The 20,704-nt window shown below is 42.1% G+C and carries 17 protein-coding genes and 1 pseudogene; 7 read left to right on the top strand and 11 right to left on the bottom strand.

What is annotated here, in order from left to right:
- Nucleotides 1-4 precede the first annotated feature (4 nt).
- The 4 genes from VXM68_RS14895 to VXM68_RS14880 all read right to left on the bottom strand — a co-directional run bounded on the left by VXM68_RS14895 (nucleotide 5) and on the right by VXM68_RS14880 (nucleotide 5,732).
- Nucleotides 5-2,128: a cation:proton antiporter gene (locus VXM68_RS14895; RefSeq protein ID WP_293952577.1), complete on the bottom strand. Its 2,124-nt coding sequence runs from the start codon at nucleotides 2,126-2,128 to the stop codon at nucleotides 5-7.
- Entirely contained in the window at nucleotides 2,125-2,679 is a 555-nt protein-coding gene (locus VXM68_RS14890) for a hypothetical protein (protein ID WP_294349604.1), read from the bottom strand. The genes VXM68_RS14895 and VXM68_RS14890 overlap by 4 nt, the downstream gene beginning before the upstream one ends.
- A 132-nt stretch (nucleotides 2,680-2,811) precedes the next feature.
- Entirely contained in the window at nucleotides 2,812-4,815 is a 2,004-nt protein-coding gene (locus tag VXM68_RS14885; protein ID WP_367209205.1) for a BCCT family transporter, read from the bottom strand.
- 68 nt (nucleotides 4,816-4,883) lie between these two features.
- Nucleotides 4,884-5,732 (bottom strand): mechanosensitive ion channel family protein, encoded by an 849-nt coding sequence (locus VXM68_RS14880; protein ID WP_367209204.1) that lies wholly within the window; start codon nucleotides 5,730-5,732, stop codon nucleotides 4,884-4,886.
- A 514-nt stretch (nucleotides 5,733-6,246) separates the two neighbouring features.
- On the opposite strand from VXM68_RS14880, the gene VXM68_RS14875 reads away from it, so the two are divergent.
- The 6 genes and pseudogenes from VXM68_RS14875 to VXM68_RS14850 all read left to right on the top strand — a co-directional run bounded on the left by VXM68_RS14875 (nucleotide 6,247) and on the right by VXM68_RS14850 (nucleotide 11,969).
- The gene (locus VXM68_RS14875) at nucleotides 6,247-7,707 is read left to right on the top strand and encodes an alanine/glycine:cation symporter family protein (protein WP_367209203.1); all 1,461 of its coding nucleotides are present in this window, start codon (nucleotides 6,247-6,249) and stop codon (nucleotides 7,705-7,707) included.
- On the top strand, nucleotides 7,691-8,863 hold the full coding sequence (gene nhaA / locus VXM68_RS14870; RefSeq protein WP_367209202.1) for a Na+/H+ antiporter NhaA: 1,173 nt from the start codon (nucleotides 7,691-7,693) through the stop codon (nucleotides 8,861-8,863). Before VXM68_RS14875 ends, nhaA begins: the two co-directional genes overlap by 17 nt.
- Nucleotides 8,864-9,031: 168 nt before the next feature.
- Nucleotides 9,032-9,700: pseudogene (gene msrA / locus VXM68_RS14865) on the top strand (peptide-methionine (S)-S-oxide reductase MsrA); the annotation flags it as partial.
- A 24-nt stretch (nucleotides 9,701-9,724) separates the two neighbouring features.
- Nucleotides 9,725-10,228, top strand: coding sequence for a peptide-methionine (R)-S-oxide reductase MsrB (gene msrB, locus VXM68_RS14860; RefSeq protein WP_349682260.1), 504 nt, complete (start codon nucleotides 9,725-9,727; stop codon nucleotides 10,226-10,228).
- A gap of 160 nt (nucleotides 10,229-10,388) precedes the next feature.
- Nucleotides 10,389-11,114 (top strand): ferritin-like domain-containing protein, encoded by a 726-nt coding sequence (locus VXM68_RS14855; RefSeq protein ID WP_293952564.1) that lies wholly within the window; start codon nucleotides 10,389-10,391, stop codon nucleotides 11,112-11,114.
- A 21-nt stretch (nucleotides 11,115-11,135) separates the two neighbouring features.
- Nucleotides 11,136-11,969 (top strand): ferritin-like domain-containing protein, encoded by an 834-nt coding sequence (locus tag VXM68_RS14850; RefSeq protein WP_293952562.1) that lies wholly within the window; start codon nucleotides 11,136-11,138, stop codon nucleotides 11,967-11,969.
- A gap of 84 nt (nucleotides 11,970-12,053) precedes the next feature.
- Here VXM68_RS14850 and VXM68_RS14845 read toward each other — a convergent pair whose 3' ends face one another.
- Together VXM68_RS14845 and VXM68_RS14840 are read right to left on the bottom strand one after the other, a co-directional pair.
- On the bottom strand, nucleotides 12,054-13,247 hold the full coding sequence (locus VXM68_RS14845; protein ID WP_367209201.1) for a DUF1501 domain-containing protein: 1,194 nt from the start codon (nucleotides 13,245-13,247) through the stop codon (nucleotides 12,054-12,056).
- A 17-nt stretch (nucleotides 13,248-13,264) separates the two neighbouring features.
- A complete protein-coding gene (locus VXM68_RS14840) occupies nucleotides 13,265-14,641 on the bottom strand; it encodes a DUF1800 family protein (protein ID WP_367209200.1) in 1,377 nt (458 codons plus the stop codon).
- Between the two features lie 224 nt (nucleotides 14,642-14,865).
- Here VXM68_RS14840 and VXM68_RS14835 point away from each other — a divergent pair, with 224 nt between their 5' ends.
- Nucleotides 14,866-15,333 carry a DUF6265 family protein gene (locus tag VXM68_RS14835; protein ID WP_293952556.1) on the top strand — a complete coding sequence of 156 codons (468 nt, stop codon included), beginning with the start codon at nucleotides 14,866-14,868 and terminating at the stop codon, nucleotides 15,331-15,333.
- Between the two features lie 42 nt (nucleotides 15,334-15,375).
- Here the strand turns inward: VXM68_RS14835 and VXM68_RS14830 are convergent, their stop codons facing one another.
- The 5 genes from VXM68_RS14830 to VXM68_RS14810 all read right to left on the bottom strand — a co-directional run bounded on the left by VXM68_RS14830 (nucleotide 15,376) and on the right by VXM68_RS14810 (nucleotide 20,699).
- A complete protein-coding gene (locus VXM68_RS14830) occupies nucleotides 15,376-16,068 on the bottom strand; it encodes a CPBP family intramembrane glutamic endopeptidase (protein WP_367209198.1) in 693 nt (230 codons plus the stop codon).
- 68 nt (nucleotides 16,069-16,136) lie between these two features.
- Nucleotides 16,137-16,718, bottom strand: a complete 582-nt coding sequence (locus tag VXM68_RS14825) for a Crp/Fnr family transcriptional regulator (protein ID WP_293952552.1) — start codon at nucleotides 16,716-16,718, stop codon at nucleotides 16,137-16,139.
- A complete protein-coding gene (locus tag VXM68_RS14820; RefSeq protein WP_367209197.1) occupies nucleotides 16,715-17,344 on the bottom strand; it encodes a histidine phosphatase family protein in 630 nt (209 codons plus the stop codon). Before VXM68_RS14820 ends, VXM68_RS14825 begins: the two co-directional genes overlap by 4 nt.
- Before the next feature lie 108 nt (nucleotides 17,345-17,452).
- On the bottom strand, nucleotides 17,453-18,574 hold the full coding sequence (locus VXM68_RS14815; protein WP_294186537.1) for a glycoside hydrolase family 88 protein: 1,122 nt from the start codon (nucleotides 18,572-18,574) through the stop codon (nucleotides 17,453-17,455).
- A 106-nt stretch (nucleotides 18,575-18,680) separates the two neighbouring features.
- Nucleotides 18,681-20,699: a RagB/SusD family nutrient uptake outer membrane protein gene (locus tag VXM68_RS14810; RefSeq protein ID WP_312363469.1), complete on the bottom strand. Its 2,019-nt coding sequence runs from the start codon at nucleotides 20,697-20,699 to the stop codon at nucleotides 18,681-18,683.
- Nucleotides 20,700-20,704: the final 5 nt, after the last annotated feature.

Raw genomic sequence — 20,704 nt, 5'->3', positions numbered from 1 at the left:
ACCGTTATCGGAATACCCGCTGGATCAGTTTACCGATCTCAGCAAAGTCTTGGTGATTACTAATCGCGCGCTTTTCTGACACGTCATTGTTATTATCAGTAAAGGGATAAATCAGTAGATAATTGTTATCAATCTGATTTTCGTTAAGGTATTGGGTAATGGTATGAATTGGCGACTTATACGAAAAGCGGTTACGGTCGGCCATTAGCACGATTAACCCCTGATCAGCTGTTAGTCCGCCAATAACCTGATCGACTTCTTTCCAGTCGGATATGGTTACAAATGACGCTTCGACAGCCGACTTTTTGATGATCCGATGAAGAATTTCGATGATATCTGCTGTACTGTAAAATATAAGTGGGGCACTCGAATTGCGCGCAATATTCCATATTTTTGATAGCGCTTCAAAAAAGCCGGATTCCCGGTATGCCAATGGGGGGATAAGCACAACATACTCTTTTACAGTTGAAATTGGTTGAATAGCACGGTATAACATTAAATTGACATGCTCATTTTTTAAATAGCCATTATACAGATTATACATAAAAGACGTTGAAAAGCCCTTATCTTTATCCAAGCCAATAATCAGATCCGAAATGGATTTTTCTTTAATCACATTATTTATTCCGTCAACTACTCCGTTGTCATGTCGGGTAATAGCCTGTACCTGCACATCAGCCGATGCTCCCAGTTTCACTGCGGATTCAAGAATCCTTTCTGCATTTTTTACCGAAGATTCATTCTTATCCTCACTAATGATATTTAAAGCAAAGAGCTGATCTTCTTTTGATTTTGTACGGATCAGCAGTCCCAAATTGACCATTTTTTCTGTCATCTGTTCGGTATTGATCGGCAATAGAATATGAGCATCGGGCAGCTTATCCCCTGCTATGGTATCTTCGCGATCTGCCTCAGCAATGCGCTGCGCATTGGACATTGACACAAAAGATGAGATCGTACACGAAATCAGAATCAGTAAAATACTCCCGTTCAGCACATGTTCATTGAGTAAACGAATGGGTTCACCTTCTGTTGTTTGGCCGAGAATAATATTATAACCCACCATAACAGTGGCTAATGTTGCGGCAGCAGAAGCCGAGCTCATCCCAAATATAAGCATACCCTCTTCTTTATTAAGACGGAAGGTCTTTTGCGTTAGCATGGCGGCTATATATTTACCACCAATAGAGGCGACCAACATGGTAGCTGCTACCCCAAGGGTTTCCCAGCTCTTAAAAAATGCCGAAAAATCAATGAGCATACCCACGCTAATGAGGAAGAATGGAATGAAAATAGCATTTCCAACAAATTCAATCCGGTTCATCAATGACGACGTATGTGGAATCAGGCGATTTAACGCGAGACCAGCAAAAAAGGCACCAATTATGGATTCAATACCGGCCAGTTCCGCCAAAATCGAAGCCAGATAGATCATCACGACGACAAAGATATATTGGGATATTTTGTCCGGCACGTTTTTAAAAAACCAGCGGGCTATAATCGGGAATACCAACAAGACAACCAAGGCAAAAGCAATCATTGAAACACCTAATCGAATCCAAAAGACTGTACCCACTTCCCCCTGAGACACGCCTACAATCACAGCCAACACCAAAAGAGTCAGCACATCTGTAATCATAGTCCCGCCAACGGTAATGTTGACGGAAAGATTTTTTGCTATGCCCAAACTACTGATCATAGGATAAACAATCAACGTATGTGACGAAAATAATGCGGCAAATAAAATTGAAGTCGCTAACGAAAAATGCAATACATAATATCCTCCGATAAATCCGAGGATAAACGGCGCCAAAAAAGTATAGATTGAGAACGTGATACTTTTCCATTTATTCTTCTTAAAGTCACCCATATCTATCTCCAATCCAGCTAGAAACATAATGTAAAGCAGCCCTGTCGTTCCTGTTACCACAACACTGCTGTCTCGCGAGAGCATATTGAAGCCATAGGGACCAACAATCGCACCTGCTACCAGTAAACCTAGCAGATGTGGAACTTTTATTTTATTAAGTAGCAGCGGCACCAGCAGTATAATGAGCAACTCGATAAAAAACTTAAGTAAAGGGTCTTCAACCGGAAAAGTAATGTGGTGAATACTGGCTAGGATCATCTTTCAGTGGGTGTAAGTTCAATAGAAAAGTTTGCTTGACAGTCGCCTTGTGTGCCGATCGTCTGTGTTCCGCGCATGATCTTAGCACCAATCAGATCAAGGTTCATCTGAACCCTCGCCCTACTTTCGTCCATACTATCTTGTACTTGAACCAAGCTAATCCGATTATCCAATAAAGAACCTTTAAAAAGTCGCGTCGTTTTATTTTTGGTATAGGTCTTTACATAAATACCTGTAGCATCAGCCATAAATTCCCATTGCTCGTTCCTCTGGTCACCAATTACATAATTGTTGCAATTCGACGAACGGCAGACCAATCTGCTACTCCATTGTCCTGCGATCGAATCTGGCCAATGCTGCACTATTGTGTCGGGCCTAAGCCGCTTGGATTCTGCTGCGCGCAGGCTATCCCGCATGGCTAATAATGCATCGTATTCAGACTCTTTCCGCGCAAAATCATGTTCTTTTTTTAAAAGTTGTTCTTCACGATCTTGCAAATCGTTCCTTCCAGTCTGACCGCAGGATACGATGAGTACTAAAAGAAATATCATGTATACTATATTCTTCACTTTAATCTAAATTATCTATAAATAAATTCTACTACAATATCACGTTTATACAAACCGTGAATCGGAGATAACGTGCAACAACCTCAGGCGAAATCATCCGCTATGACTGTTACCTCATCGTAGATTTTTGTTCGCATTACTACTAATAAACATTTCATTTTTCTCCTCCGAAATGATTTCCAAAAAACGGTCGTAGTGCTTTAATACATCGCTGATCAATTCATTTCTTGTAAAGTACTGAATATCATACCCCTCACGGGCATCTCCAAAATACGATTTAGGAAAATACGTTTTTTTATCATCAAATTCTGGAAGATTCTCTTCTTCAACCACATAATCAGAAACCACTTTGACCTGGCTTTTTACGCCATAGATAAAATTGTTAATTACGTCATGCCGGATTTCAATTTGTATCCGCTTGGGCTGCGCTAACTCTTGAATCTTTGCTTCAATACCATTATACTTAAATTCTGCCTGCAAATCCTCAAAAGCGACCATCACGGTGTTCTTCATAAACTCTTCAACAGATTCGCGACTTTTAAATGAGACAATCTGTTGCAGGCGATCTTTCCAAAGTTCCCCCGACCACGGGACCGTACTGACCGAAAAATCACGTTCATAATAACTCCGATCAATGGTCAATGCTTTGACCAAACTGACACAAAAAAGCAGCATAATCAGCGAAAAAGGTAAAGCCGTGATAAGGGTCATGGTTTGCAATGCCTGCAATCCACCCGTATTTAACAACATAAGCGCCAAGATAGCCAACAGAGCCCCCCAAAATACCATTTGCCATTTTGGTGACTTTTCGGCATTCTTAGTAGAAATGCTATTCATCACCAGGATCCCCGAATCGGCTGAAGTCACAAAAAAGATAATGATAATCAGAATGACCAGATAGCTCACTATCTCGGAGAATGGTAAATAGTCCAAAAACCTAAACATCAAGGCATCAGGATTATCAGCCAGCGCGCTCAATGCACCTTTGGCAAAGTGCATATCAAACCACATCGCACTATTACCAAAAACAGACATCCAGATAAAATTAAATATGGTCGGGATAATAAGTACTGCCGCAATAAATTCGCGAATGGTGCGCCCTTTGGATATTTTAGCAATAAATAACCCAACATAAGGAGACCATGATATCCACCAGGCCCAATAAAGAATCGTCCAATTGTAGAACCAGGGCAATGTAGCTTCGTCATACACATGCGTATCAAAAGTTAAACTAAAGAAATTGTTTACATAATTACCTATTCCTTCCGTAAAACTTCCGATAAGGTAAACCGTTGGCCCTAAGAAAAGTACAAACAATAACAAGATCACTACGGTAATTATATTAATGTTACTCAATAGTTTTACCCCCTTATCAACACCGGATGTAGCTGATAAAATAGCTAATAGTGATAACACGGCAACAATAACAATCTGATAGGTAAAATTATTCTCAGGCAAAATCCCTAAAGTTTGCAAGCCTGCATTGACTTGGACCACGCCAAAACCCAGCGTCGTCGTAATGCCGAAGAACGTACTGCAGAGGGCAAATACATCAACAGCATTACCCCATTTTCCATTAATCTTATTTTTTAATAGTGGATAGAAACAACTCCGAAGGGACAGCGGCAGCCGATAGCGGTAAGCAAAATAAGACAGAGCCAGTCCCACAACGCCATAGATTGCCCAAGCATGTATACCCCAATGAAAAAATGTATACAGCTGGGCATTTTGAGCTCGATTGATATCATGATGGCCAGCAAATGCGTCTGTTGAAAAATGCTGCATCGGTTCAGCAACGCTGAAATACATCAACCCGATCCCCATACCGGCGGCAAACAACATAGAAATCCATGAAAAAAAAGTATACTCGGGTTTACTGTCGTTACTTCCTAGCTTGATATTACCAAATTTGCTAAACATCAGGTAAAGGAGAAAAATAACAAATAGTGTCACAGCCCATACGTAAACCCAGTTGAGGTTAACAAAGATAAATTGCTTGGCAGTATCTAAAATACGTACAGAAAGGGTCGGAAAAAATACCGACAATAGGCAAACGCCTATGATAAAGATCAGACTAGGAATAACAATTCCTTTATTAAATGTCGATTTTGACAACATCACTAAAATTAAATTTGTTTACAATGGAGTGCCAAGACAGTCGTCTTGACACCAATATATACGCTACATTAGGCATTGCTACGGATATGAATATCGCGTTGCGGAAAGGGAATCTCAATACCAGCCTGATCCAAAGCTTCTTTGCAGTTAATAATCAATTGCTCCTGCATCGTCCAGAAGTTTTCATTTGAAGTGGTTGCGCGCACAGATAGCGTGATTGCGCTATCTCCCAACTCATTGACCACAACCTGCGGCGCAGGGTCTTTGAACGCATACTCATTATTTTGAACAACCTCCAATAGTATCTGTTTAGCTTGTTTTAAGTCAGCACTGTAAGATACACCGATGTCGAACCACGTTCGGCGTGTACCCAAAACGGTGTAATTAGTAATACTACTGTTCGATAGCATGCCATTAGGAACGACAAGCTGCTGATTTTGCGGTGTATTTAATTTTGTATTGAAAATATCAATTTCAATCACAGTCCCTGAGACATTCGAGCTCGAACTTATATAATCGCCCACACGAAAGGGCTTCAGCAGTAAAATCAATATTCCGCCCGCAAAATTAGATAAAGAGCCCTGCAGCGCTAAACCGATAGCCAAACCCGCAGCACCAATAATAGCAACAAATGCTGAGGTTTGAACACCCAATTGTGTAACGACAACAATAAATAGTAATATATTTAAAATCCAACCAATTAAATTACTGAGAAAACGCTGCAAAGAAACGTCCATTTTCCGGCGTTCGAAGGCTTTGTCGATCATACGCTTCAACAAACGGATAATCCAAGATCCAATTAAATATATCAGTAATGCTGAGATCAGGGCTGTAATAATACGTGGCGCCCAGGCAATTGCAGAAGCAATAAAATTATTCCAATGTGCCTGTACGTCGTTCAATTCTAAATCATTCATAGTGCTTGTATTTAAAAAATGTAATACTGAATTTTCAATATAATCTAATATTGATTAAATACCAAAAAAGAAAGTGGATGTTATTTCTAACAACTAAGTAGCACGATTGTTTCTAAAAAGTACTGCATGCGGATTTAACCTCATAATAATAAATAGAATTTGTAGCGGATATACCACAAAACAGCACCATAAAGACGAACAATTTGTCCAACAAGAATTAAGCAACAGATGCTATACCGTCATTCATGAGAAAATGCAGCTCCAAAGCGAGCTTAAAAAGCTCGAATTAGCTTTGTGGAAGAAATTCACCAGCCAGGTGATGGTAAATTATCCAACATACATTAGCAATGTTATAAAATTAAAGCATAAAAATAGTTGATATGAATAGGATAACACATATATATAAATAATACATATATACGACCACATAAAAAATAAACAAAATCTATTCAATATTTCAGATAGTCTTGACTCGTTTTACCTACTTTTAGCCGACCTAAGAGTTCAATTTTACATGATGGAAGATTTGATCAATAGAATTTATAATATTATTTGGAGTGATGCGCTTGTCTACCTTTGTCTGCTTACAGGTATATACTTTACCGTTCGCTTTCGCTGTCCTCAACTGATGCAGGTTCGGGAAATGATCCGTTTGCTTTTTAATGGCAGTAGTTCCGATAAGGGCATCTCCTCTTTTCAGGCTTTCTCTTTGGCTATTTCAGGACGTGTGGGCACGGGAAATATCGCAGGTGTCGCGACAGCAATTGCCATGGGGGGGCCAGGGGCTATTTTCTGGATGTGGGTAATTGCATTTTTAGGCAGTGCTTCAGCTATTGTAGAAGCGACTCTTGGCCAGATGTACAAAGAGGTAAACGATGGTGAGTATCGAGGTGGCCCAGCATTTTACATTCTTAAAGGACTTAAATCCAAAACTTTTGCATGGGCTTTTGCAATCGTCACCATCATAAGTACCGGTTTTTTACTACCCGGGGTGCAGAGCAATAGCATCAGTTCAGCAGTTGAGTCTGCTTTCCACCTATCTCCCAGCGTGACGGGGTTGGCGATAGTTGGCCTACTCGCCATCATCATTATAGGTGGGGTAAAGCGTATCAGTACCGTCGCGGAATATGTTGTACCCTTTATGGCTGGCGCCTATATCCTTATGGCTTTGGTTATTATTGGGCTCAACTTTACAGAGATCCCTGCCGTTATTTCTTTGATCGTCAAATCTGCCTTAAACATGGAAGCCACATTTGGTGCTATAGCAGGAATGGCAATTTCCTGGGGGGTAAAACGAGGTATCTATAGCAATGAGGCCGGCCAGGGCACCGCCCCACACGCCGCCGCCGCCGCCGAAGTATCCCACCCCATCAAGCAAGGTCTCGTACAGGGATTTTCAGTATATGTTGATACCATGTTTGTATGCACAGCAACAGCCTTAATGATCCTCTTTACCGGCCAATATAATGTCGAAAATCCAGCTGGTGGATTTATTGTACAGCACCTTCCGGCTACAGAAATGGGACCAGCTTTTACACAACAAGCAGTATCCCATCATTTCCCAACGATCGGAAATGCCTTTGTCGCATTAGCGCTTGCCTTCTTTGCGTTTACCACCATCATGGCTTACTATTATATCGCTGAAACTAACATAAGTTTTGTTAGTCAAAAAAAACGACATAAAACCTTACTCATCTGGATTTTGCGACTACTGATTTTAGTATCGACCTATGTAGGCTGCACCAGCACAGCTAAATCTGCCTGGACATTGGGCGATATTGGAGTCGGACTGATGGCCTGGCTTAATCTGATCGCCATACTTCTGCTGCATAAAAAAGTACTTACGCTCTACGCAGATTATTGCGAGCAGCAGAAAGACAAAATAGACCCAGTATTTGACAGCAGTAAATTTCAATTTCCCAATCTGGACTTATGGTCCAAAAAAAATAGACAACACGATGAGTCAATTGATTAACCTTACCGTATTCAAAAATTTTTTCAAATCAAGTAATGCCGGTGGTATTTTACTATTTGTTTGCGTAATTATATCACTTATTATAGCCAATACTTCCGCAGGGCCCACATTGCAATCTTTTTTGGACACTTCTGTCGGTTTCGATTCTGATAAAGTGCATTTAAAGTATAGCATTCTACTTTGGATAAATGATGGCCTCATGGCAATATTTTTTCTACTTGTTGGACTCGAGATCAAGCGCGAGATAGTAGAAGGCGAACTCTCCTCTCCTAAACAGGCATCGTTACCGATACTATGTGCTATTGGAGGAGCCATAGTTCCTGCGCTCATATTTATAGCATTCAACACAGGCCGTGCAACAGCCGGAGGTTGGGGTATTCCCATGGCAACCGATATCGCTTTTGCATTGGCTGTAATAAGTCTATTAGGGAACCGGATTCCTGCAAGTTTAAAAGTGTTTTTAGCCGCTTTGGCTATCGTTGACGATCTGATCGCTATTTTAGTAATTGCTTTTTTCTATTCGTCGGGCATTGAAACTACTTTTTTAATTTATGCGGGCATCGGTATGATTATCCTCTTTGTCATGAATCGCGTGAATGTGCAAAATCCTTATTTGTATCTGATCCCAGGCATATTCATCTGGTACTTCATCCATCATTCGGGTATACATGCAACGATAGCTGGTGTTATGGTCGCCATGACAATCCCAACAAATGATACAGACATTGAGTCTCCTTTAGAGCTTTTAGAACATGCTCTTGTGAAACCTGTAAATTTTATCATTATCCCCTTATTTGCATTTGCCAACACCAATATCACCATTGAAAGCGAGATGCTTACAGGACTTGTCGCACCTATGGGATTGGGTATTAGCCTAGGCTTACTGCTTGGTAAGCCCCTTGGAATTTTGATCATGACTTTTGTGTGTTCAAAACTAGGCATCAGTAGCCTCCCAGAAGGAAGCTCATTCAGACATATCTTTGGTGTGGGCTTATTGGCCGGAATTGGCTTTACAATGTCTATATTTATTTCGATCTTATCCTTCAGCGATCTGTTACATATTAATGAAGCGAAGCTCGCCATTCTGCTGACTTCCCTACTTGCCGGAACTTTAGGATATCTCGCGTTGTCAATATTTGGTCAGAGACAAAAATAAATATTTTTAAAAAATGGCCTACGATGATGCAGCTACGTTGTGACGCACGACGGGACTGGCTTACCTAGAAAAGGGATTTGATTGTCTTTTATAAGTAAAAACAATTCCATTTTAAAACTTTTCCTTAATCCTTTATGAAAATTCATAGTTAAACCTATCATAACAATAATGGAGTCGAGATCCTCAGTGTTTAAATTGATTAAAACCAAGTGGGTCTTTACATCGTATATTATCAAACAAGAACGGACAATCGCTATGAAAAAAGCATTTTTATTACTACTGCTAGGGTTAGGCTTATTTACGCTGAGCAAATTTGGGTTTTCACAGAAATCGGATCCACCGAAACAGAAACAGATTGAGAAACAATTGGCGGCCCCTATAGCCAAGCATGATCAGGTTATTTATTTTGCCGGTGGATGCTTCTGGGGTACCGAGCATTTTTTTAAACAAGTGCGCGGCGTTACGGCCACGGAAGTAGGTTATGCCAATGGTAATTTAAAGCATCCTAGCTATGAACAGGTTTCTACCGGAAAGACAGGCTTTGCTGAAACCGTCAAAGTCACTTATGACCCACAAATCGTTGAACTTAAGCTTCTCGTGGATTTATTTTTAAAGACAATAGACCCCACCTCCCTCAATAAACAGGGAAACGATATCGGAACACAATACCGTACCGGTATTTACTATACCGATAAATCAGTTATTCCAGTTATTAAGAAGAGCCTAGCCGAACTGAACAAGCAATATCCGGCAAAAATAGTTGTCGAACTCGAGCCTTTACAGAATTACTACGATGCGGAGGCGTACCATCAAAAGTATCTAGACAAAAACCCTGGTGGCTACTGCCATATTGTTCCAGAGATGTTCGATCTGGCGCGCAAAGCCAACCCGGCCCCCAAGGATTCTACTGCGCCGAAAAGTTATCACAAAAAAGATAGAAGCACACTTAAAAAGCAACTTACACCACTGCAATACGATGTAACGCAGAATCAGGCAACTGAACGTGCCTTTGACAACGCATACAATGATGAGTTTAGAGATGGTATTTACGTGGATATTACCACTGGTGAACCACTATTTGTCTCGACAGATAAATTTGAATCAGGTTGTGGATGGCCCAGCTTTTCCAAACCGATCAATCCCGACTTAGTCGAAGAATTAGCTGATAACTCCCACGGTATGCGCCGCACAGAGGTACGCAGCAAAACCGGAGACGCTCATTTGGGCCATGTTTTTGACGATGGTCCATCGGACAAAGGCGGTTTACGCTATTGCATCAATAGTGCATCGCTCCAATTTATCCCCAAAGAAGAGATGAAAGCCAAGGGTTATGAGAAATATCTGCCCCTACTCGTCAAGAAGTAAAACGAAATACTCAACCGCTTCTTAAAAAACTGGTGCAAGTCTGCATCAGTTTTTTTTTGAAAAAAATAAAAAAAAATTAGGATTTAGAAATCCAAGCGTTCCAAAAAGTCGTAAATGATTATAAGTACAGAAAAATATTATAAACTAAAAGACTTTTGTTATGGAAAAGATAACAACTCCCCACAACGATTCGCTATTGACTCCCAATGGTGATATAGACAAAAAGGATCTCCGCAGAAGAGATTTTTTAAAGTTTGCAGGCGCCAGTGCAGCATCGCTGGCCATCCTCGGTTTGTCGAGCTGTAAAAAAGACCATGATGACAACATGGATAACGGCGGAAAAGGCCTATATTTTGGTAGTGGCGATATCGCTATCCTCAACTATGCCTATGCTCTGGAGCAGCTCGAAGCTGCCTTCTACATTCAATTGGTCAATAATCCCTACTCAGGCATGACCGATATGGAAAAAGTCTTCTTTACCGATATCCGTGATCACGAGATTGCCCACCGTGAATTTTTTAAAGTTGCGCTGGGTGCCAAAGCAATCTCCAGCCTTGAATTAAATCTTTCAAGTATTAATTTTAGCAGCCGTGAAAATGTACTGGCAACTGCCAAAACATTTGAAGATCTCGGGGTATCCGCATATAATGGTGCTGGGTGGCTTATCAAAGACCCTAATTACCTGTTGTTAGCCGGAAAGATTGTGTCGGTAGAGGCACGCCATGCGGCTTGGGTAAGGGATATGATCGATAACGGCAGTTTCGCCAACCAGGAAGTTGTTGATTCCAACGGACTCGATGTGGCAAAAAGTCCCAGTGTCGTATTGAGCGCCGCCGCACCCTTTATCAAATCTAAAATTGATGTATCGGATCTACCAACTTATTAATTCACCTAAACACAGATTATCATGAATCTTTTAAATGTTTTTGACCAAATAAATGCTGTAGATCCTGAGTTCAGTGATCGTATCAGCCCACGTCGCGAAGCTATTAAAAATCTAGCTTCCATGAGTAAAAAAGTAACCTTAGCGGCGCTGCCTTTTTTTGTCAGTGAACTTTTCAAAAAGGCTTACGGTGCAACCGCCCCTACAGATGTCAATGGCGTCCTCAATTATGCACTCACGCTCGAATATTTGGAAGCCGAATATTATACGATGGGGGTTGCTAAATCTGGACTTATCCCTTCGGGTAAGCCTCTTGGTGCTATCACGACCATACGGGATCATGAAGTCGCCCATGTCAACTTTTTGAAACAGGTATTGGGTAGTAAGGCTGTATCGAAGCCAACATTTGATTTTACGGCTGGTGGCACTTTTGGTAATGTCTTTAGCGATTATGACACATTTTTAGCTGTTGCACAAGCGTTTGAAGATACCGGTGTACGCGCTTATAAAGGCCAAGCAGGCATCTTAGTTGGCAATCGGGTTGTCCTTACTGCAGCATTGCAGATTCACTCGGTTGAAGCTAGGCATGCATCACATATCCGTCAGATGCGTCGTGCACGCGGGGGTGGTGCAGCAAATCAAAAACCTTGGATCACTGGCGCAAACGATTCTGGTATCGGTACCGTTGTCGACGCTGTATACGCTGGTGAAGATAATGTAAAGCAGGCAGGTGTTGATATTACAGCACTCAGTAGTTCCATTGGAAAGATCTCCACAAATGCGGCTACACAATCTTTTGATGAACCATTATCTGCCGAAGCTGTACTTAACATTGCAGGTTTATTTATCAAAGCTTAATAAAAGTCAAGCTACCTGTTAAAACAGCCCTGGTCTGCTATTCAGATCAGGGTTTTTCATACTATGTTTCATACAGAGTAGATTTCATATAAAATCATAAATCCCATTTTTCCAGCCTAATATTTTGTCAGAATCCGCATCAAGCCAGTTTTTAAGTAAGGTAGCATACACCTTTCTAAAATCTTCGGCATACTGGAGATCCCCTTCATTGAGTTGGGTCAGATCCGGCAAATCATTTAGTAATCCTTGCTTTTTTAATCCGCCCGAGACCAAGAAAAGCTGATTGGCGGTACCGTGATCGGTGCCATTGCTCGCGTTCTGTGCCACCCTTCGGCCAAATTCCGAAAAAGTCATGAGCATAACATGCCGAAAAAGCCCATCTTGCTTTAAATCCGCTACAAAAGCTTCTACAGCATCATTGATCGTGCGAAATAGGCTCTCCTGCCGTTGATTTTGGTTGATATGCGTATCAAAACTACCGATCTGCAAATAATAAACCTGCGTATTGATATCCGATTTAATCAGCGAAGAGACCGTCTTCAGATCCTTCCCAAGCTCCGAGTCGGGATACGTCGCTGCAGTCTTTCTGGCTTTGCTCTGTTCAAAGATATAATCGGCATTGTTGAGGGTATCCCCCAGCGTCTGGTACAGATAAGCAACTGTTTCGTCTTCATGCTGATGCCGATGTTCCTGATACAGCTTTTTAAAATACGCTTCACGACTTGTCTGATAAAGCTTTTTGGGATCTTTAAATGCGAATGCCTTTTGATGCCTTCCTTTGAGCGCGAGGCTAAGCATATCATTCACCTCCAAAGCTTTCGTAGGATGGTCGCAGTCGTAACAGGCCTGATCAAGATAGCGCCCTATCCAGCCGCTCTCCAAGTATTCATCACTTCGGCTCGCACTATGCCAGATATCCATGCTACGAAAATGCGATTTGTTTGGATCGGGATAACCGACATTATTAAGCACAGCCAGCTCCCCACGATCAAAAAGCGTTTTAAAAAATGGCAACGCCGGATGAATACCCGCTTCATCCGTGAGCCGCAGCGCATTATTGATGGCAATCGTCTGCCGCTCGCGAAAGTAAATATCATTACGGATCGGAATGATCGTATTAAGCCCGTCGTTTCCTCCGCTGAGCTGTAATATCACCAATACCTTATTCCGATTTTCCAGCGCAGGGGACGAAGATAGGGCTTTTAAGAAATTAGGCAACAGTAGCGATGCCGACGCGAGTGAACTCGCTTTGAGAAATTGCCTTCGTTTAAGAATCATAGTAGTCGTTCTAACGGTTAACAAAGCTGATATTCGGGAGTGCTCATGGCTTCAATAATTGCCAGTCGAATATTTTCACTGTCATATTCATCCCGTAATGCTTTTTCAAAGGATATCTGCCGCTGCAACAAAATACGAAAAGGGTCTCTCCCCCCAAAAGTAACTTCTACAGTGGACCAGTCAATGGAAATTTTTGGATTCTTATAGGCTTTTGCAAGCGCCCTCGACTGTTTCAGCCCCATGTCGAGGTCATCGTCATTATGGACATCAAGTTCGAGCGGCCGCAATCCGCTCCATATCTGCGGCAGCTGCATGCGGAGCAACAAGGTAGAGCTGTCTATCCATGCTTTTCCCGACGGCCAACCCGACACGTTAGGCGGATACAAAAGCATCTGTCCCAATAATTTCTGATAAATAATAAGGTTTTCCGGGTACGCGATCTCCATGGGTAATATGCGCATAATACCAGCCATAAGTTCTATAGGTGACTTTACTTTGTTGCCTATATGTTTAACATCGTAAAACCAGTCCGCCGTAAATATGCTGTTGACAAGTTGCCTGATATCATATCCTGAATGATAGAAATCACGGCTCAGTAAAGAGACAATTTCCTCATCCACCTGTTCGTTAACCAAAAAACGGTATAGCTTTCGCGTAATAAACTGGGCTGTAACTGGCTGCTCCAATATACTATCCAAAATATCATTTCCATCAAAATTTCCCGTTTTCCCCAAAAATGTTTTACTGCCGGTGTCATGAAACTTTTTGCGTACCAAGAATTGACCATCCTTATCGTAAGACCAACCTGTAAAGGCGCGCGCGGCCTCCCTAACATCCAATTCAGTATAATTACCTCGTCCCATTGTGAAGAGCTCCATCACTTCCCGCGCGAAGTTTTCGTTCGGATGCCCCTTTTTATTTTGCTGGTTGTTTAGGAAGCTGAGCATAGCTGGGGCTTTAGAAACGGCAAATAGCAGGTCCCGAAAATTTCCTAGGGCATGCTCTCTGATTTCATTGAGGATGTGCGCACTAAAATTGGCATTGATGACCCTGCTCGCAAAGTGACCATGCCAAAAAAAAGCCATTTTCTCCCTGAGCTGGTCCTCACCATGCACCATTGCCTCAAGAAAATTAAGATTGATTTCAATATTACGCTTCCGGTTGAGCTGCTGTACCAGCTTTTTATCTGAAGCATTCAATTGAGATAGAGTCGTATAGTCAACCGCCCGCTGCTCCGAACTGAAACTGATCGGGTGGAATGGACGCGCCTGCGCATATACATTCCATATTGCTTTGGGAGATTGCTGTTCAAAATCCGTAATCTGCTGAAGGCTCATTCCAAATCCCGCTCGATTGGCCAGATGCTTATTTTTTATAAAATCAGAAATCATCATGCTTCCATTTATACCTAAATAACGAATTATCTATAGCTTTTAGCATAAAATAGCAGAGATTTAACAAACATTAAGCTAAATTAACAGTTTAATTATCAACTACTTTCAGGACTGCTAATTTTTTATTAAATTTAATGTAATATGGGCATACGGTCATTCAACTTGGCATTTCATACATATTTTACGATCGACTAGTCGACAAACCTTTAAAAACCGAATATCACATGTTAAAATTAACCAGGGTATGGGTATTATTATCGTTTCTTCCGCTGTTCATACAGTGCGTGGGAAGTCAAAGTGAGCCGTCCGAAAATTTCGATTGGCTTGTAGGAGAATGGCAGCGCACCAACGAAGCCAAAGATAAAAAGACCTTTGAATATTGGAAGAAACTGACCGATTCTGAATATGTAGGCTTTGCATTTACATTGCAAAACATGGATACCATTCATCAGGAAACCATGCAGTTGCTAAAATCTGATGGTAACTGGAATTTAAGGGTTAAAACGCCTGATGAGAAAGATTTTATCGCATTTACCATGACCATGATGAAAGATGGCCTGTTCGAATGCAATAATGACTCGCTTCCGTTCCCAAAAAAGATTTCTTACTGGCGGGACGGTGAGAAATTGAAAGCAAATGTGGCAGGTGATAGCCTCCAGATTCCTTTCGATTTTAGTAAGATTTCCAAATAGGGAGCTCTACAATCCTTTACGTTCAAAGCCAACTGAAACATGTCAGTTGGCTTTATACACTGATGCCGCCAGTTTCATCTTTTTTCGAACCACCAAAGCAATCACCCAAACAAGTAGAAGAATACCTAAAATTGCGCCGCTTTTGGCGTTTATACCGGGAAAGAAATTATTGAGGGAATGAAATGCACTGACAGCAACGAGTGACCCCGTTGCATCGGCGACTTTACCTATTCCCCAACTTCCCAACACCAAAATGGCGAAAAATGAGAACTGAACCGGCGTAAAATCAAAATTGAGATGCCATAAAAACCATAGTAATGACAGCAGCACTATGTTGTAGATAGGCTTTAATGCTTTAAACTCCTGATAGAGAAAGCCCCGCCATCCAATTTCTTCCAGCAGACCGTAGATAAGCACAGTAAAAACAGTTAAATATGGAATAGTACCTTTTAAAAAATAAGACACCGTGCTGATCAAAAGTACCGGAAATGTCCAATATAACGTAATCGGAAAAAGGAGACTCTTATAGTTTCCTTTGAGTGATAGTATGGGCTTTATCTTGAAAGTCACAAACACAATCCCAGCTCCAAGCGCAGGCCCCATTCCTGTTAGGATGGATTTTAAATACGGATTGTCGATGGCATGTAGTAATTCAGTTTTGTTGGTCAAATAGCGGCATGCGATGGCAATAATATAATAAACAATAACGGCCCAATAATTGATTTTTCTTTTCATCCTATATGTATAGCTTTTTTGCAATGCCCAAAAATAACTGCATTGAAACGAAAAACACTTGACGAAAGTTAAGAAATCTTTTTTCTTATTCTGCTCAGGCTCTCCGGTGCTATACCCAGATAAGAAGCGATAATTTTAAGCGGTGTACGCTGAAAGATATAGGGTCGTTCTGTAATCAGTTTCTGGTATCGTTCGGTGGGCGACAAAGTCAGCAAATTAATTTGCTCAGATTGCTTAGCTGTAAACATGATATCCGAAATCGCTTTCCCGATAAGAAGTGATCGGTCGGACTTTGCATAGAGCTCCTGTAAATTCTGATGGCTTACCGACCAAAGTTCTGTATCTTCGAGGCATTCCGTTTTGATGACAGTCGGTCTCTGTGAAATAAAAGAAAGGTAATCGCTGAATAGCTGGTTTTCATAATATAGATTGATACAGATGTCTTTATGCTGATAAGGCACAAAATGTCCTACCGAACCCGAAACTAGAATGTTGATAAACTTTTCGGTCTTATCGTATGCCTTCACGATTTCATTTTTCGCAAAACTCCGACGTTGCACCACTTTTGCAAATTCAACCCAAAATTTAATGTCGACGGAATAATAAGTATCAAATACCGCTTTGATGTTTTCAGGAGATGGCCCCTTCATATCGCTTTGTTTTTATAATACGAAGTATCGCTCATCTTCCTAATCACCCTTTTTCCGGCTGCTGTATGGTAAAGAAAGGAAACCCCTCCACTGACACCGTATAAATCCATTGTTTGAAGACTTTCCACCGGCAATCCAAGCCACATGACATTGAAGATACTTAAGCTATCTCCGTGCGAAACAAGGATGATATTCTCTTCATTACCAGATATTATCGTTTCATAAAAGGGAATCATCCTTTGCCATACGTCAAATCTGGATTCTGCATCACTAAAACATTTGTCGTAGATTGATCGTTCTTCCGCCTCGATATTGTCTTTAAGCCATTGAACCGATTGCCCCACCGCTCGTCCAAGGTAACGTTCTTTTAGCGCGGTTGCCGATTGGGGAACGACATTAAATTGTTTTCCAATGATATCGGCGGTCTGTGATGTTCTGCTGAGCGGTGAGGTATACACAGAAAACTTCGTATCCCGAAATTCCGGCTTTAAATTAGCAGCGATATTTTCCGCTTGTTGGATCCCTTTTTCCGTCAATGGCCAATCATTCCAAGAACCAATCATGCCGTTCGTATGATGCACGGATTCCGGATGTTGTATCGTGATGATATTTTTCTTTTGAAACATACGTATATGAGTAGACATTTAAGAAAAGCTGACGGCAACTTGGTTGCCGTCAGCTTAAACTTTATGCTGTCCACAATGGATAGCGTGTGGTTCAAAAATACCGAAACTTTAGTATAACGACAAATTGTCGTTGGTTTCCAGTAGCGCATTGATACACCACATATAGGCCGCCTGCCCATGATAATCGCCCGTATGTCGAGGGCGATCGTAATAATACTGTTTATCGTTCTTTTTATTGGTACCCACACAGATTTCTGATACCGCTCCTTGCCCGTCAACATATTTTGCAAGCGCCAGCCAAGCTCTTCGGGCAACGGGACCATATTGCTTTTCATTTAACCAGCCGTGCTTTACCCCGGTTATGATCGCATAAGCAAACATTGCCGAGCCCGAAGTTTCTGCCCAACAGTCAGCTTCATCAATCAGCTGATTCCACATGCCACTTTTGCGCTGCTCTTTTTTCAAACTCGCCATCATGGTAAGATAGCCCTTCAAAATACGGGGCCGGTCAGCATGGTCTTTCGGAAGCATGCGCAGCAATTCGGTCATACCCGCGGCCATCCAGCCATTACCACGTCCCCAATAGTAAGGAACATCAGGTGCATGGTAAAACAATCCGTTGGGGCGTTGTAATTTATCTAAATAAAGCACCATTTCTTTCGCCGCGCGGTCGAGATATTTTGACTCACCCGTTGCTTTAAAGGCAGCCGTCTGTACAATCGTAATCATGTACATATCGTCAATCCACATCCGGGTCTGCCAGGAGTATCCCTGCTGAGCCCAGTTTTTAGCCTCCTGCCCCGCATTTTCTGGTACCTGCCATTGCGTGTCCGCGTAGGGCAAGCCCAAGTCGAGATAACTTCCCTCCTTAGTCAGTTGGTAGAGACGCAAAGGCAGACTTCCAAACATATTTAAGTCTACATGATTTTTCGGTGGCAGCAACTGTGGCTCGCTCGATACGAGTTTGGAAAATCGATCTTTCATTGCTTGCATCAACTTTGCATCATTTGTTACATGCGCATAGTTAATTGCACCGGTCCAATAAAAGGTCTCCGGATAGCTGATCCATTTACCGGCATGTAGCATATGTTTGCCCGCGATAAAACGATGCGCGATGCGATGTCCGACCTCCATTGGATCTGCCTCGGCCGGAAAACTTACCAGATTCGACTGTGCGATTAGCAGTTGAACTGGAAGGATCAATAAAAATAAAAGGGTCTTCTTTATCATATGAATGAGTTTTATGTATATATAAAATGATGTTAATTATCAAATAAGTATTAAAAAATTCCCAACTTATTGCGCTAATGCACAAAAGTCTTGGGCCCTCTGGGTGCTATTCCACTTTAGATTCATCCGCAACAGCATCCTCCCATTGATCCCATACTGGCGTAGCCGGATTGTAACCATCGTAGCCATAGTTTTGCTTTAACTGTCCTTTAATATTCGAAGTGATCGCTACATTGGGGATTGGCCAATACATATTCTTTTTATCCATGGTATAGTTAATATCACTTAGGCCTGTTGCATTGACATGAATGATGCCTTTGTTGTATAAGCTATAATGCACAATGCGTTGATACCAGTAGCTACCGCCACTGGCATCTGTGCCACTTTGTTTATCAAAATTATCCAGATTATATACATTTCCCCATTCATCCGGTTTGCCGCTACGTGCCAGGCAAAGCGATACCCGTTTCAATTCCACATTACGCCATTCCTCCCAGTAGAGCTCGCGAGCCCTTTCATTCATAATATCTCCAATGGTCACTGGCCCATCATAGAGCTGCGTACATTTTGCCCGCTTACGTATGGCATTTAAGTCATCTTTAATAGTTCCATCAGACGGATTGATATAATACTTGGCTTCGGCGCGCAAGAGATAGGCTTCTGCCAGGCGATAGAGGTACCAATCTGCAATGCTACCGTTGGTAGCCCCCCGCGAACCGTCCGAACCGCTGATATTGGCCTCGCTTACTGGGTCATCCAGAAAAAATTTATAATGGGGCACATCGTACCAGCGACGGATGGTATCGCTACAAAGGAGTTTCCCTGTCGCTGGATCGTTAAGTAAAAGTGGTTTACCAAAATCTTTGGAAGCTTTATTGTTGACCTTGTAATCTTCCATGCGTACCCAGTTTCCTACCTTCGAACTGTGGCGCAGGTCGCCCTCATCTTGCTTTCCGTTGACCGCCCATACCCCCTGGGACTGGAAAGAAGTGGGTCGAAAAGTTCCAATACCGCGACCAAAGGCCCGCATGTAATCATATTTTGCATTGTAATCCCCACTGTTGCGTTTGATATTCAGCAAAGCCTGTTTCCCATCGGTCGTTTGTATCCGCGAGTCGAACACAAAGGGATATAAGATCCGCATGGTGAGCATTTTCACAAAAGACTCCGCATCGGCACCCCGGTTGGGCATTCCCATGATCACCTCGCGGTTGCTGGCGATCAATTTATTTTCAGGTCGGTGCATATCCCAGATCACATTACGCGTAATAGGCCAGGTCTGCCCTTCCCCGCCATCATTAAATGTACCGAAGCTTTCAGTCATCAAAGCATAGCCCGACTGGTCAATCAGGATATCGGTTTGCTCTCTGGCCTTTTGGTACTCCCCTATGGCCAGATAACATTTTGCCAGCAACATGCGGCAGGCCCCTTTGTTGATCATACCGATCAGGCTCATATTTTTCTGATCCGGTACCCATTGGACAGCAAATTCCATGTCCTTGGTTATCATCTGCAAAATGGCATCGCGCTTGGTACTTCGGTAATTCTGTTTGGGCACATCGATGATTGTCGTCACCAAAGGAACATCGCCATACTCAAACACCAATGCCATATAGCGGAAAGCCCTATGGAAATAAGCCCGTCCTTTATAAGCATTCCGATCTTGCTCGCTCAGGGTCTGAACCTGATCCACGTACTTGATAATGGTATTGGCATAACTGATCCCTTTATACGTTTCCTGCCATAGATACCATAGGCTGTTAGATCGGTCGAGATTCTGTAAGCTGGAGTTGTCACTGGTCGGTGTCAGCATATTGGCCACATCCGCCATCATGCTGCGTTTGTCCGTATTGCTGGCCACCATTAGTTCAGAAAAGATGTACTCTGTACCTAGGGTCAGCATCTCGTTATGATCTGTGGCCCAATACCCCTTAAGATGGCGGTCGCAGATGGCCATTGCTGAAAGTAAACCAGACTCGGTATTAAACGTTTCATTTGGTAAATAAATTGACAGCGGGTCGGGCTGCAAAAATTCTTTCGAGCAGCTGCTTATCGCTAGTGTACTGGCAAGCAAAAAGGCTATACCCTTGCCCAGGTTTCTGGATTTGTTTCGTATATTGTTCATGTACA

It is taken from the genome of Sphingobacterium sp. R2 (genome assembly GCF_040760075.1).
In the GTDB taxonomy this organism is placed as follows: domain Bacteria; phylum Bacteroidota; class Bacteroidia; order Sphingobacteriales; family Sphingobacteriaceae; genus Sphingobacterium.
The sequence above is the reverse complement of the archived record's forward strand: the minus strand, read 5'-3'. Positions and strand labels throughout refer to the sequence as shown.

Coding starts and splice junctions, on each gene's coding strand:
- VXM68_RS14895 (WP_293952577.1), bottom strand. CDS start 2,128: ATGATCCTAGCCAGTATTCACCACATTACTTTTCCGGTTGAAGACCCT.
- VXM68_RS14890 (WP_294349604.1), bottom strand. CDS start 2,679: ATGATATTTCTTTTAGTACTCATCGTATCCTGCGGTCAGACTGGAAGG.
- VXM68_RS14885 (WP_367209205.1), bottom strand. CDS start 4,815: ATGTTGTCAAAATCGACATTTAATAAAGGAATTGTTATTCCTAGTCTG.
- VXM68_RS14880 (WP_367209204.1), bottom strand. CDS start 5,732: ATGAATGATTTAGAATTGAACGACGTACAGGCACATTGGAATAATTTT.
- VXM68_RS14875 (WP_367209203.1), top strand. CDS start 6,247: ATGATGGAAGATTTGATCAATAGAATTTATAATATTATTTGGAGTGAT.
- nhaA (WP_367209202.1), top strand. CDS start 7,691: ATGAGTCAATTGATTAACCTTACCGTATTCAAAAATTTTTTCAAATCA.
- msrB (WP_349682260.1), top strand. CDS start 9,725: ATGTTCGATCTGGCGCGCAAAGCCAACCCGGCCCCCAAGGATTCTACT.
- VXM68_RS14855 (WP_293952564.1), top strand. CDS start 10,389: ATGGAAAAGATAACAACTCCCCACAACGATTCGCTATTGACTCCCAAT.
- VXM68_RS14850 (WP_293952562.1), top strand. CDS start 11,136: ATGAATCTTTTAAATGTTTTTGACCAAATAAATGCTGTAGATCCTGAG.
- VXM68_RS14845 (WP_367209201.1), bottom strand. CDS start 13,247: ATGATTCTTAAACGAAGGCAATTTCTCAAAGCGAGTTCACTCGCGTCG.
- VXM68_RS14840 (WP_367209200.1), bottom strand. CDS start 14,641: ATGATGATTTCTGATTTTATAAAAAATAAGCATCTGGCCAATCGAGCG.
- VXM68_RS14835 (WP_293952556.1), top strand. CDS start 14,866: ATGTTAAAATTAACCAGGGTATGGGTATTATTATCGTTTCTTCCGCTG.
- VXM68_RS14830 (WP_367209198.1), bottom strand. CDS start 16,068: ATGAAAAGAAAAATCAATTATTGGGCCGTTATTGTTTATTATATTATT.
- VXM68_RS14825 (WP_293952552.1), bottom strand. CDS start 16,718: ATGAAGGGGCCATCTCCTGAAAACATCAAAGCGGTATTTGATACTTAT.
- VXM68_RS14820 (WP_367209197.1), bottom strand. CDS start 17,344: ATGTTTCAAAAGAAAAATATCATCACGATACAACATCCGGAATCCGTG.
- VXM68_RS14815 (WP_294186537.1), bottom strand. CDS start 18,574: ATGATAAAGAAGACCCTTTTATTTTTATTGATCCTTCCAGTTCAACTG.
- VXM68_RS14810 (WP_312363469.1), bottom strand. CDS start 20,699: ATGAACAATATACGAAACAAATCCAGAAACCTGGGCAAGGGTATAGCC.